This is a genomic window from Advenella faeciporci (genome assembly GCF_014652395.1).
In the GTDB taxonomy this organism is placed as follows: Bacteria; Pseudomonadota; Gammaproteobacteria; order Burkholderiales; family Burkholderiaceae_B; genus Advenella; species Advenella faeciporci.
The window spans coordinates 1-13,858 of sequence record NZ_BMYS01000007.1 but is presented as its reverse complement, the minus strand read 5'-3'; the positions used below and the strand labels follow the sequence as shown (position 1 = coordinate 13,858).

Below are 13,858 nucleotides of genomic sequence, written 5' to 3'. Positions count from 1 at the left end.
CTCCTCTGTTCAACCATTCAATTTTTCATGAACGATATCAAGCGCCTGTTTGAATTTACTCACCATCTCATCAACCTGCCCAACCGTAATAATCAGGGGTGGGCAAAAAGCAAGCGTATCACCGATATTGCGTGAGATAACACCCAGGTCCTGCAACACCTTGCCAACCATGGTGCCCAGCTGGCCCGGGACTTCCAGCGCTGTTTTTTTGGATTTATCAATGACCAGCTCAACACCGGCAATCAGGCCAATGCCACGCACTTCGCCCACCAGCGGGTGATTATCCAGCTCATGCAATCGCTTAAGCATGTGTGCGCCCACCGTTGCCGCATTCTCCACCAGCTTGCGCTCCTGAATAATATTCAGGTTTTCCATGCCCACCGCCACCGCAACCGGATGGCCGCCCGCAGTGAAACCATGCCCCAGTACGCCCAGCTTGTTACTTTCATCGGCAATCGGATTGAACATTTTTTCATTCAGCAAAATGGCGGACAAAGGCTGGTAAGAAGAAGAAATCTGCTTGGACAGTACCAGGACATCGGGCTTCAGGCCAAACGTCTCAGAGGCGAACATTTTCCCGGTACGTCCAAAACCGCAAATCACCTCATCAGCAATAAACAGAATATCGTGTTTATTCAGGACCGCCTGGATTTTTTCCCAATAGGTGGCGGGCGGCACAATCACGCCCCCCGCCCCCATTACGGGCTCGGCAATGAACGCGGCAATGGTTTCAGGGCCTTCTTTCCGGATCAGGTTTTCCAGTTCCTCGGCCATACGAGTTGAGAACTGCTCTTCGCTTTCGCCTTCCTGTGCATCACGCCAGTAATGCGGACATGCCGTATGCAAAATGCGATCAATCGGCAAATCAAAACCACGGTGGTTGCCTGGCAGGCCGGTCAGGCTTGCAGACGCAACGGTAACGCCATGGTAGCCCTTAAGGCGACTGATGATTTTCTTTTTATTAGGCAAGCCCAGGGCATTGGAACGATACCAGACCAGCTTGATGACCGTATCATTGGCCTCGGAGCCAGAGTTGGTAAAGAACACCTTGCTCATGGGCACCGGGGCGATATCAATAAGCCTTTTGGCGAATTGGGCAGCCACATCATGGGTTTTATGCGTAAACTGATGATAAAAAGGCAATATTTCAAACTGGCGCATGGCGGCCTGGACCAGCCTCTTCTCGCTGAATCCCAGGGCCACGCTCCATAATCCGGCCATGGCTTCCAGATATTTCTTGCCATGAATATCTTCCACGTAGACCCCATCCCCCTTGACGATAACCAACGGCCCCTGCTCCTGATGCTTGCGGGCATTGGTATAAGGGTGCAAGTGGTAATTGATATCATCACTTTCCTGCTGAATTAATGTGTTTTCCATTTGGGTCTCCGTAACAGTCGAATATTGCAAAATCAAGTCAGTCCTGTTTTTTATCCTAAGACAGGAAGTCACAATCGGCTATATCCACTTGTGTAATTTTGATCAGGCCAGTTGCGTTTTCAGGCACCACTGAAGAACAGGCCGCGTTCGCCTTCAATGAAAACCTGCTGCAGGCGATCAACCGCTCCGGCAATATCCCGGGTAGGTACACCACCGTAGCCCAGCACCAGACAAAGCCCGTGTTCCGTGGGTTTGTGGAATTTGACCTGCCGTACAATCATGCCGTGACGGCGGGCGCAAAGCGAAAATTGTTCGAAACTTAACAGGGTATTGAATCGGGCCATTAGGTGCAAACCCGAATTACCCTGGGAAAGGGTGACTTTATTGCCGAAAACCGCTTTGAGCCTTTGCCGGAACAAGGCTCCGCGCTCAAAATAAATGGCCCTCATTTTCTTGATATGCCGGTAGAAATGGCCCTCGTTGATAAATTCGGCCAGTGCCGCCTGCAACTGCAGCATGCCGGGCAAGTACAGGTTTGAAATGGCCCGCCGCATGGCAGGTGCCAATCCTGGTGGCACTACCATATAGCTCAGGCGCAGGCCTGAAAACATGGATTTGCTGAACGTGCCGAAATAAATCACATGATTGCCCTGATCCAGACTTTGCAAAGAAGGCAAATGCAGGTCATCATGCCTGAACTCACAGTCATAATCGTCCTCTATCACCCATAGCTGATGCTTTTTGGCCAGCGCCAGGATTGTCTCCCGTCGTTCCATCGACATGGTGACACCAGTGGGGTACTGGTGCGAAGGGGTGACATAAATGAATTTCCCGTTCGCGGCAATCATGCCGTCCTCAAGCGCCATTCCCTCTTCATCAAGCGGTATGCAATTCACCTTTAACCCCCCCGCCTCAAACACCGACTCGGTCGCCCAATAAGGCGGATCCTCAATATAGGCCTGCTGCCCGGAGTCACTAAGCAGCCGGGTGCATAAATCCAGCGACTGGGGCGTGCCAAAGGTCACAATCACTTGGTCGGGATCACACTGCAGGGAGCGGGAAATGGCCAGATAAGCGGCAATGGCCTTGCGCAATTCCACATAGCCTCCCGACTCGGCATAGCCCGACAGGTGAAGATATTTTTTTGAATAATATTTGCCCAGGATTTTTCGCCAGATATGAAAAGGGAACTCGGACACATCGGGAATGCCAGGCACAAACTCCCCCTTGGGTTGCGGCGGACTGCTTTCCGACAACAGCAACCGGGCCCCCCTTTCGGAATACACCCAGGATTTCATGACGGGCGCATTGCCGGAAGGCACCAGCGGAGTGACGACCTTTGAGACATACGTGCCGCTGCCCTCCCGGCTGTACAGATAACCTTCGGTAACCAGACGTTCATAGACCAAAGAGACGGTAATTCGCGAAATACCCGCTTCTTTACTCAGGAAACGGGAAGAAGGCAGCTTTTTGTCCGGCGGCAATTTGCCATTGTTGATCAGATCATGAATAATCTGGTAAAGCTGGCGCTGCAATGGGGTTTTATCATCACGGTTCAGCTTTTCCAGCACCAGTTCAGCTAACGGAATTTCAAACATAAGACTCGCACATCAATCATTATTCTCATAATTTTAATAAGCCGCAAACCCATATCCACCAATACCGCAATCACCCCATCACTTAACGGGAAAACCCCTATTTCCCATGAAAAACAAAACTTGCGATCATGTCACATTCATCATCTTCCCCCAGATTCAGCCTTCAGGGTTCCGCCCAAAAAAACTGTGCAACACGGGAGGTGATTCAATGATGTCCAAACACAAGGATATGAAATTATGCTTAAACACGCTCGTTCAGCCATCGTGACAGGATTCATGCTCAGCGCCTTTGGTGCTGTTGCCTCAGCACAAAGCCTTACTGTGGTTTCTTTCGGTGGCGACTCAAAAACCGCCATGGAAAAAGCCTACTTCCAACCCTTTGAAAAAGAAACCGGCATCAGAATCAATGCCGTGGACTGGAACGGGGAAATGGGAAAAATAAAAAGCATGGTAGACACCAATAGCGTCCAGTGGGATGTGGTAGAGGTTGAGGCCCCCGAACTGGAACGCGGTTGTGCCGAAGGCCTGTTTGAGGAAATTGATTACAGCAAGGTCATTCCGCAATCCGACTTTATCGAACATGCGGCACAGGATTGCGGCGTGGGCACGTTTATCTGGTCGGTGGCCCTGGCCTACAATAAAGACAAACTCAAGGAAGGCCCCTCCTCCTGGGCCGACTTCTGGGATGTAAACAAATATCCGGGTAAACGGGCGCTTCGCAAAGGGGCCAAATACACGCTTGAAATTGCCCTGATGGCCGATGGCGTCTCCCCCAAAGACGTCTATTCAGTACTGGCAACCCCGGAAGGCGTTGACCGTGCATTCAAAAAGCTGGATGAACTCAAACCACATATCCAATGGTGGGAATCGGGCGCACAACCTGGCCAATACCTGGTTGCCGGCGATGTCGTCATGTCTTCGGCTTACAATGGGCGAATTTCCCAAGCCATCAAGCAAGACAACCGCCCCCTTTCCATCGTCTGGAACCAAAGCCTGTATGCCCTTGACTACTGGGCCATTCCCAAAGGTTCTCCCAATATTGAAAATGCCCTCAAGTTCATCAGGTTTGCCAGCCAGCCCCAGAACCTGATTACCTATTCATCCAACATTCCTTACGGCCCGCCAACCACTGCAGCCATCAATGCCCTGCCGGCTGACATCGCCAAAGACCTGCCCAGTTCCAAGCAAAACATCGAAAACGCCATTGCGCTGGATGTCAATTTCTGGACCGATTATGGTGACGCCCTTGAGCAACGCTATAACGCCTGGGTAGCACAATAACAGCTCTTTTTAAAATCACGGCATTAAGCAATCATCTCCTGGTTTTGCCACCAGGAGATGATTGCATTGTGGCAAACAAACCCATGCCTTGAATCCGGCTTTTCCATGGTACAGTTATTTTTTTGCACGCATACACGCTTTTAACCAGAAGGAAAACCATGTTTGAGCATTTAGCACCTTATGCAGGTGACCCCATTTTCAGAATTGGTGACATGTTCCGCCAAGACCAGCGCCAGAATAAAGTGGATCTGACCGTTGGACTTTACTATGATGGCAAAGGCCAGATTCCCATCCTCGACAGTATCCATCAGGCCGAACTGAAACGTGCTCAACATCCGGAAACCCGCCAATATCTTCCCATGGAAGGTTTACCCAGCTATCGCAGCGCGGTACAGAAATTGCTTTTTGGCACAGAATGTGCTGCCCTGAACGAAGGCCGCATTGTGACCATGCAAAGCGTGGGTGGCACCGGTGCCCTGCGTATTGGTGGCGAACTCCTGCATCTGGCCAGCCCCAACAGTGAAATCTGGATCAGCAACCCGGGCTGGGATAACCACCATGCCATCTTTGAAGGCGCTGGCCTGAAAACCCATACCTACCCTTATTACGATTCCGTCAATGGCGTTTTGCTCTTTGACGAGATGAAACAAACCTTCCAGACCATTCCCGCTGGCAGCATTGTGCTGCTGCATCCCTGCTGTCACAATCCCACCGGGGCTGACCTGTCCAGCGCGCAATGGGAAGAAATTGCCGACATTATTGTTGAACGTAAACTGATCCCGTTCCTGGACATTGCCTATCAGGGTTTCAGTAATGGTCTTGATGAGGATGCCTTTGCCATCCGGTTACTGGCCTCCCGAAACATCCCAATGCTGGTGGCCAACTCTTTTTCCAAGAATTTTTCTTTTTATGCCGAGCGCTGTGGCGCCCTTTCCGTCGTGTGCCAAAACACCCTGGAAGCCGACCGGGTACTGGGACAAATCAAGTTGCTGGTGCGCCGCATTTACTCCAATCCGCCCTTGCATGGCGCCCGCATGATCTCCGATGTACTTAACGATCCGGAACTGTTTGCCATGTGGGATCGCGAAGTCAATGAAATGCGCACACGCATCAGGAATATTCGCCAGAAAGCCTACGATATCCTGAAGGCACAGGCACCTCATTTCGACAGCTCGTTCATCATCAGGCAAAATGGCATGTTCAGCTATACCGGCTTAAGTCTGCCACAAATTGAAAAACTGCGTGCCGATTACGGTGTCTACTTTATCGACTCCGGGCGCATCAGCGTGCCCGGCCTTAATGAAGACAACGTCACCTACTTTGCCGAGTCTGTCAGCAAAGTGGTTTAGCAGAAAATTTAGTATTGAAATAATAAATTTAATCAAAACACAAAATGAGGACTGAAAAGAAATGAGTCAATATGAAGCACTGAGTCTGTATATAGATGGCGAGTTTGTTTCCGGTGGAGGACGCAAAACCCAGGACGTCATCAACCCTGCCACCCTTGAAGTGCTGGGGCAACTTCCTCACGCCAGCGAAGCCGACCTGGATCGCGCCCTGTCCGCTGCCCAGCGGGCGTTCGATTCATGGAAGCACAGCTCTCCCATGGAGCGCTCGGCCATTTTACGCAAGGCAGCCCAATTGTCCCGTGACCGTGCCCAGGAGATTGGCCTGAACATGACTCGCGACCAGGGAAAACCTTTGGTCGAGTCGGTAGGTGAAATCATTTCATGCGCCGACCACTGCGACTGGCATGCCGAGGAATGCCGCCGCATTTACGGCCGGGTCATTCCACCCCGCACACCCAATGTGCGCCAGATCGTGGTGCGTGAACCCATTGGCGTATGCGCCGCCTTCACCCCCTGGAACTTCCCTTACAACCAGGCTATCCGTAAAATCTCGGCCGCCATTGGTGCAGGTTGTTCTATTATCCTGAAAGGTCCCGAAGACTCTCCCAGTGCCGTCATGGCAATTGCCCGCATCTTCCATGATGCCGGCCTGCCCAAAGGCGTTTTGAATATTGTCTGGGGTGAACCCGCCCAGGTATCCGACTACCTGATTCGCTCTCCCATCGTACGCAAAGTATCCTTTACCGGCTCGGTACCGGTTGGCAAACAGCTGGCTGCCCTGGCAGGTGCCCACATGAAACGCATCACCATGGAATTGGGCGGTCATTCTCCGGTACTGGTCTTTGATGATGCCAATATCGAACAGGCGGCCAAAAGCCTGGCCAAATTCAAGATTCGCAATGCCGGCCAGGTTTGCGTTTCACCCACCCGGTTTTATGTCCAGGAAAAAGCCTATGACCAGTTTCTGGATATATTTGTTGGCGCCTTGAAAAACATCCAGGTGGGCGATGGTACGGCACAGGGAACCGAAATGGGCCCCTTGGCTCACGAACGTCGCATTGGCAGCATGAGCGCATTTGTGGAAGATGCCAGACAACGTGGCGCAACCATTGAACTGGGTGGCAACCCACTGTCTCAAACCGGTTATTTCTTCCCGCCAACCGTTGTCACCAATATTAAAGATGATGCAAAGCTCATGACCGAAGAGCCGTTTGGCCCGATTGCACCGGTTGTTAAATTCAGTGATACCGATGAAGTCCTGGCCAGGGCCAACAGCCTTCCTTTCGGCCTGTCTTCATATGTATTCACCAATTCACTTCAAACCGCAACCAAAGTCTCCAATACACTTGAAGCCGGAATGGTCAATATTAACCACTTTGGCTCTGCCCTGCCGGAAACACCCTTTGGTGGCGTTAAAGACAGTGGCATCGGCAGTGAAGGCGGCTCTGAAACCTTTGACGGATATTTGGTCACCAAGTTTATTACACACGTATAACAATTAAGCTGTTTTTACAATTTTATCGCTATTAAAAAATAATATATTCATAACTTAAAACGCAAAGAGCCTTGTTCTTTGCGTTTTTTTCATTTCAACTCGCTTTAATCTTAAATCCTTATGGAAAGCACCTATAGCGAGTCAATCTGTTTCTAACGCATACTCATCCTGTACCAAAGGCATGGGCCTGACCTGTGTTTTCAATCACTATTTTTTAAAATTAATGCATAACATGAGTGATTTAATCTTAGAGACAAAAAACCTGACCAAGGAATTCCTTGGTTTCGTAGCGGTAAACGATGTAAACCTGCAGGTGCAGCGTGGCCACATTCATGCGCTCATCGGCCCCAACGGTGCCGGTAAAACCACCTGCTTCAATTTGCTGACTAAATTCCTGCCTCCCACCTCTGGCAATATTTTTTTCAATGGCAACAATATCACCGCTGAAAAACCGGCTCAAATTGCACGCAGGGGCATTATTCGTTCCTTCCAGATTTCGGCCGTTTTCCCCGACTTGACAGTGCTGGAAAATGTACGCATAGGCCTGCAACGCCAGCAGAACAATTCTTTTCATTTCTGGAAAAGCAACCAATGCCTGCATGAACTTGACGACCAGGCCAGAGAATTGCTGGCGGAAGTTGACCTGCTTGAATTTGAAAATGAAATCACTTCCAATCTGCCTTACGGTCGCAAACGGGCACTGGAAATTGCCACCACGCTGGGCATGAAACCCGAACTCATGCTACTTGACGAGCCCACTCAGGGCATGGGGCATGAAGACGTGGATCGGGTAACCCAACTCATCAAAAAAGTCAGCGCCGGACGCACTATCCTGATGGTCGAACACAATATGAACGTGATTTCCTCGATTGCCGACAAAATCACCGTTCTGGCACGGGGCGCCACACTGGCTGAAGGCAATTACCAGGAAGTTTCCCGCAACCCTGCCGTGATGGAGGCCTATATGGGCACTTCCCAGGGTGAACTGGAAGGAGCTCACTAACATGACAGCACTCGCACTTGAAATCAAGGATCTGCAGGCCTGGTATGGTGAATCGCATATTCTGCATGGTGTCAACATCAGCATTCCCAAAGGACAGGTCATTACCCTGCTTGGACGTAACGGTGCAGGCCGCACAACCACCCTGCGGGCCTTGCTGGGCCTGACCGGAACCCGCAAAGGTTCCATCAAGGTCCATGGGGTTGAAGCGATTAACCTGCCTACCCATAAAATCGCCCATCTGGGCATTGGCTATTGCCCCGAAGAGCGAGGCATCTTTGCCAGCCTGAGCTGTGAAGAAAACCTGCTATTGCCCCCTCAGCTCAACGGCACTACCGCCGGCGACAAAGGCATGTCACTGGCGGAAATCTACGAGATGTTCCCCAACCTGCTAGAGCGTCGCAATTCCCCGGGAACCCGGTTGTCAGGCGGTGAGCAGCAGATGCTTGCGGTTGCCCGCATTTTACGCACAGGTGCCAATATCCTGTTGCTGGATGAAATTTCAGAAGGTCTTGCACCCGTGATTGTCAAAACCCTTGCCCGCATGATCACGACCCTGAAAGCAAAAGGTTTCACGATTGTCATGGTCGAACAGAACTTCCGCTTTGCCGCCCCCCTGGCCGACCATTTCTATGTTATGGAACATGGTGAAATCGTTGAGCAATTCCCGGCTTCCGAGCTGGCTGCCAAACAGGATACCCTGCATACCCTGCTGGGTGTCTAAGCTATTTTTTCATTCTATCCCCGGAGACAAACATGAGATTAAAGAAAACAGCAAAATTGAAAAAAACAGCCTTGACCACGGCAATTGCCCTATCCAGTCTGGGCCTTGCCCAAGCCCAGGAAATTTCCGATGACATCATCAAAATCGGCTTTATTACCGACATGTCCGGTGTTTATTCCGACCTGGACGGACCGGCCGGTGGCGAGGCCATAAAAATGGCTATTGAGGCCGCTGGTGGTGAAATCAATGGAAAAAAAATTGAACTGGTTACCGCCGACCACCAAAACAAGGCTGACGTGGCTTCAGCCAAAGTCCGTGAATGGATCGACCAGGGCAAGGTTGACATGATTATTGGTGGCACAAATTCTGCCACTGCCCTGGCCTCAGCTGCCGTTGCCGCCGAAAAGAAAAAACCCTATATCTCGATTGGTGCCGGTTCTACTGCACTTACCACCACCCACTGCACCCCTTTTACCATTCACTATGCCTATAACACCAAAGCACTGGCCAATGTAACCGGTTCTGCCGTTTATAACCAGGGTGGCAAAGACTGGTTCTTCATTACCGCCGATTACGCTTTCGGCCATTCTCTTGAGCAGGACACCATCAATGTGGTGAAAGCCGCCGGAGGCACCATCAAGGGCACGGTTCGTGTGCCATTAAGCACTACCGACTTTTCTTCTTACATGTTGCAGGCCCAAACCTCTGGCGCCCAAATCCTGGGCCTGGCCAATGCAGGGGGTGACTTCATCAACTCCATCAAGGCCGCCAGTGAATTTGGCGTTACCCCCGGCATGAAGCCGGCCGGTTTGCTGGTATTCATTAACGATGTGCACGCACTGGGCCTGAAAGCCACACAGGGACTGTACCTGACCGCCCCCTGGTACTGGAACCAGGATGACGAGTCACGCGCATGGTCAGCCAAATTCGAGGAACGCATCAAGCGTAAACCCTCGTTCGTTCAGGCTGCAGACTATACCGCCGCCGAAACCTACCTGAAAGCCGTTAAGGAAACCGGCACCGATGATGGTGAGGCCATCATGAAATGGTTCAAGTCAAACACCATTAACAACTTCTTTGCCAAGGATGCCATGGTTCGCAAAGATGGCCTGATGATCCACGACATGTACCTGATGCAGGTCAAGACACCGGAAGAATCCAAAGGCCCATGGGATTACTACAACGTGGTTGAAAAAATTCCGGGCGAAAAAGCCTTCGGTCCGGAAAGCGAATCCACCTGCAAGCTGTAAATCGCACCCTCGATCAACTCGCACTGTAGTCATGGCAGCTCCACACGGGGCTGCCACAATACCAGTTAAAAAATGTTGTCAATAAATAAACTGAACGTTATGCATTATGATTGATATTTTCGGCATCCCTATTCAAGCCTTTCTTGGCCAGATTTTACTGGGCCTTGTAAACGGTTCTTTTTACGCAATTCTCTCATTGGGTCTGGCCGTCATTTTTGGTCTTCTCAATGTCATCAACTTCGCTCATGGCGCTTTATACATGCTGGGTGCCTTCCTGGCCTGGATGGGAATGCAATACCTGGGGCTTAATTACTGGGTCATGCTGGTTGTCGCGCCCATTCTGGTTGGCATTTTTGGCATGATTCTGGAGCGACTGCTGCTGCGCCATTTATACAAGCTCGACCATCTTTATGGCCTCTTGCTCACTTTCGGCATTGCCCTGATGATCGAGGGTATTTTCCGCAGCTTTTATGGTGTTTCAGGCCAACCCTACCCCACCCCGGAAAGCCTGCGCGGCGCGGTCAACCTGGGTTTCATGATCCTGCCCATTTACCGTGGCTGGATTGTGCTGGCCTCTGTCATTGTTTGCCTGTTCACCTGGTTCATGATTGAAAAAACACGTCTTGGTTCCTTATTGCGTGCCGGTACCGAAAACCCCAAACTGGTTGAGGCGTTCGGCATTAACGTGCCGCTCATGATTACCCTGACTTATGGTTTTGGTGTTGCCCTGGCCGGTTTTGCCGGTGTGCTGGCGGCCCCCGTGCTACAAGTATCCCCCCTCATGGGCGCCAACCTGATTATTGTCGTGTTTGCGGTCGTTGTTATCGGTGGCATGGGCTCTATCATGGGCTCTATTGTGACCGGTCTTGGCCTGGGTGTTATTGAAGGACTCACCAAAGTATTCTGGCCTGAAGCCTCCAGCACGGTGGTCTTTATTATTATGGCCATTGTTTTATTACTCCGCCCCGCCGGACTTTTTGGGAAAGAAAAATGAACCGACAAATCCTTGGCTATGCATTATTTGCCATTGTGGCCGCCTCATTGCCTGCGTTCGGCATATACCCCATTTTTATCATGAAAATCCTGTGCTATGCCCTGTTTGCATGCGCCTTCAACCTGCTTCTGGGTTACGTTGGCCTGCTCTCTTTCGGGCATGCCGCTTTTCTGGGCAGTGCCGCCTATGCGTCAGGCCATGCCATTAAGGTATGGGGATTTTCACCCGAAATGGGTATTCTTTACGGCATCCTGATTGCCGCCACTCTTGGTTTTGTGATCGGGGGCCTGGCCATCCGGCGCAGCGGTATTTACTTCACCATGATTACGCTGGCAATGGCTCAAATGGTTTTCTTTTTCTTTCTGCAAGCACCATTTACCGGTGGTGAAGACGGTTTGCAAGGCGTTCCCAGGGGGCATCTGTTCGGCCTGCTCGACCTGAAAAACGACTTGAATCTTTACTATATGGTGGTTGGCATCTTCATGATTGGTTATTTCATCTGCTGGAGAACCGTCAACTCACCTTTTGGCCAGGTCCTGAAAGCCATCAAGGAAAACGAACCCCGTGCCATTTCGCTTGGCTATGATGTGGACAAATACAAACTGCTGGCTTTTGTCCTGTCCGCCGCTATTGCGGGCCTGGCCGGTTCCACCAAAATGCTGGTGTTTGTGTCAGCCACCCTGTCAGATGCCATGTGGCAAATGTCGGGTATCGTTGTATTAATGACCTTGATTGGCGGTGTAGGCACCTTTATTGGTCCGGTCATTGGCGCCTTCATTGTTGTGATGCTTGAAAACAAGATTGGCGATTTTGGTCGCATGATTGCCGATACGACTGGCGTACAGTGGTTTTCAAGCCTGGGCGAATCGGTTACCATTGTGATGGGGCTCATCTTTATTATCTGTGTGATGGCTTTCCGAAAAGGAATTGTAGGGGAACTAGCACATTTTTTCACTGCACGACAAAGTAAAAGCCAATAGTTACAAATACCCCCTAAACCTTGCAAGCTTTCTGCAAATTTCTAAGCAATTACCCTTATTTTTTGTGTTTATGCTTGCAAGGCTAAGGTTGTTCTTACTATTATCTGCCCTACCTCGAAATAGATTATTTTTATAAGCATATTTTTCGATATAGCATTTACAAATTGTCAAGGAATTTATATGAAAAAATCCCTTTTAACCGCAGTTTTAAGCACTGCCGCCATAATGACCGGCACGTCTTACGCGGCTGACTTCCCAAACAAACCCATCCGCGTTATTGTTCCTTTTGCCCCTGGCGGCTCTACCGATATCGTGACCCGCATCGTCACCACCAAAATGAGCGACATCCTGGGTAAACCCATGGTGGTTGAAAACAAAGGCGGTGCGGGTGGTGCGATTGGTGCCTCTGAAGCCGCGCGCGCCAAACCCGATGGTTATACGCTTTCCATTGCAACCGTTTCAACCCTGGCCGTAAACCCTGCCTGCAAACCCGAAGGACTGGGTTACGACGCCCTGAAAGATTTTGCACCGGTTACCAACTTCGCCAACGTTCCCAACGTGCTCGAAGTCAACCCCAAATTCCCGGCCAACGACTTCAAAGCCTTCCTGGCTGAAATCACGGCTAATCCAAATAAATACTCTTACGGTTCATCCGGCACCTGCAGCGTTCTGCACCTGTTTGGCGAAGCCTTCCGCCTGTCTACCAAAACCGATATCGTTCATGTTCCCTACCGGGGTTCAGGCCCAGCCGTTACCGATGCTGTTGGTGGACAAATTGCAATTCTGTTCGACAACCTGCCATCTTCTTTCCCGCAAATCGACGCCAAAAACCTTCGTCCCCTGGCGATTGCCTGGGAAGAACGCCTGGATAGCATGAAAGATGTTCCCACCTTTAAAGAACTGGGTTATCCCGAATTGAACCAGCCCGTCTGGTATGGTCTGCTGGCACCTGCCGGTACACCCGAGGACGTGATTGCCACCCTGCATAAAGCGGCAGCTGAAGCGTTGAAAGACCCGGCCGTGGTTGCTGCCCTGGAAAAACAGGGCGCATTCCCTTCAGGCAACACACCTGAAGAATTTGCCAAGGAAATCCAGCAACAGTATGACTGGGCCAGGGATGTTGTAAAAAAAGGCAATATTGAATTGCAGTAACCCCTGCGGTTTTTAAAAAAAGCGGATGAAAGTCTCATCCGCTTTTTTGCCCAATCCACGTAAATCTCACACATTTATCTATTTAACTAAGGTTGTAAGTTATGCACATTAAGAATCAANCCCGCATGGGGCCCGGCTATTTTCCATTCTGGCTGGGTGTTGTCCTGGCCTTGCTGGGCGGTGTAGTCACCATTGGCTCACTGCGTGGTAAAGAAGCGGATGACCATCATATTGGCAAATTCGACTTCGACATTCTTGCCCTGATCATCGGCTCGATTGTGGTGTTCGGTGTCATGCTGGACAACCTGGGCCTGTACATCTCACTGGTGCTGCTGGTTATTTTCAGCAGCCTGGCCAGTCACGAGTTCAGCCTTAAAATCGCCATTGGCAATGCCATTTTCCTGGTGATCTTCACCTGGCTGGCTTTTGTCAGGGGCCTGGGCCTGATCTTCCCGCTGTGGCCGGTTCCCTTTGCCGAATGGCCCACCTATGCAATGATCATTATTCCACTATCGATTATTGTCGGCTTCGTTATCCTGATTAAAAAAATTAAAGGGAGCAAATAATCATGATGGAATTGCTGGAACACTTGTCCCTGGGCTTTTCAGTGGCCTTTACGCTGGAAAACCTCTCTTATGCTTTCCTGGGCTGTTTG

General features: G+C 50.6%; 11 protein-coding genes and 1 pseudogene. 10 read left to right on the top strand and 2 right to left on the bottom strand.

Going from position 1 to position 13,858, the window contains the following annotated elements:
• Positions 1-9 precede the first annotated feature (9 nt).
• A complete protein-coding gene (locus IE074_RS06445) occupies positions 10-1,380 on the bottom strand; it encodes an aspartate aminotransferase family protein (protein WP_189384617.1) in 1,371 nt (456 codons plus the stop codon).
• 119 nt (positions 1,381-1,499) lie between these two features.
• Complete coding sequence (gene pdxR / locus IE074_RS06440) at positions 1,500-2,978, bottom strand: MocR-like pyridoxine biosynthesis transcription factor PdxR (protein WP_189384616.1); 1,479 nt, start codon at positions 2,976-2,978, stop codon at positions 1,500-1,502.
• 237 nt (positions 2,979-3,215) lie between these two features.
• On the opposite strand from pdxR, the gene IE074_RS06435 reads away from it, so the two are divergent.
• The 10 genes and pseudogenes from IE074_RS06435 to IE074_RS06390 form a co-directional block, all read left to right on the top strand.
• A complete protein-coding gene (locus IE074_RS06435; protein WP_189384615.1) occupies positions 3,216-4,259 on the top strand; it encodes an ABC transporter substrate-binding protein in 1,044 nt (347 codons plus the stop codon).
• A gap of 158 nt (positions 4,260-4,417) precedes the next feature.
• On the top strand, positions 4,418-5,608 hold the full coding sequence (locus tag IE074_RS06430) for an amino acid aminotransferase (protein ID WP_189384614.1): 1,191 nt from the start codon (positions 4,418-4,420) through the stop codon (positions 5,606-5,608).
• Between the two features lie 61 nt (positions 5,609-5,669).
• Positions 5,670-7,103, top strand: a complete 1,434-nt coding sequence (locus IE074_RS06425; protein ID WP_189384613.1) for an NAD-dependent succinate-semialdehyde dehydrogenase — start codon at positions 5,670-5,672, stop codon at positions 7,101-7,103.
• Positions 7,104-7,335: 232 nt separating this feature from the next.
• Positions 7,336-8,106, top strand: a complete 771-nt coding sequence (locus IE074_RS06420) for an ABC transporter ATP-binding protein (protein ID WP_189384612.1) — start codon at positions 7,336-7,338, stop codon at positions 8,104-8,106.
• A 1-nt stretch (position 8,107) separates the two neighbouring features.
• Positions 8,108-8,827: an ABC transporter ATP-binding protein gene (locus tag IE074_RS06415; RefSeq protein ID WP_189384611.1), complete on the top strand. Its 720-nt coding sequence runs from the start codon at positions 8,108-8,110 to the stop codon at positions 8,825-8,827.
• A 32-nt stretch (positions 8,828-8,859) separates the two neighbouring features.
• Positions 8,860-10,077 carry an ABC transporter substrate-binding protein gene (locus IE074_RS06410; protein ID WP_373297782.1) on the top strand — a complete coding sequence of 406 codons (1,218 nt, stop codon included), beginning with the start codon at positions 8,860-8,862 and terminating at the stop codon, positions 10,075-10,077.
• Positions 10,078-10,183: 106 nt separating this feature from the next.
• On the top strand, positions 10,184-11,071 hold the full coding sequence (locus tag IE074_RS06405; RefSeq protein ID WP_189384610.1) for a branched-chain amino acid ABC transporter permease: 888 nt from the start codon (positions 10,184-10,186) through the stop codon (positions 11,069-11,071).
• Positions 11,068-12,051 carry a branched-chain amino acid ABC transporter permease gene (locus IE074_RS06400; protein WP_189384609.1) on the top strand — a complete coding sequence of 328 codons (984 nt, stop codon included), beginning with the start codon at positions 11,068-11,070 and terminating at the stop codon, positions 12,049-12,051. The genes IE074_RS06405 and IE074_RS06400 overlap by 4 nt, the downstream gene beginning before the upstream one ends.
• Before the next feature lie 180 nt (positions 12,052-12,231).
• Positions 12,232-13,203, top strand: a complete 972-nt coding sequence (locus IE074_RS06395; protein ID WP_189384608.1) for a tripartite tricarboxylate transporter substrate binding protein BugE — start codon at positions 12,232-12,234, stop codon at positions 13,201-13,203.
• A 122-nt stretch (positions 13,204-13,325) separates the two neighbouring features.
• Positions 13,326-13,769: pseudogene (locus tag IE074_RS06390) on the top strand (tripartite tricarboxylate transporter TctB family protein); the annotation flags it as partial.
• Between the last annotated feature and the right edge of the window lie 89 nt (positions 13,770-13,858).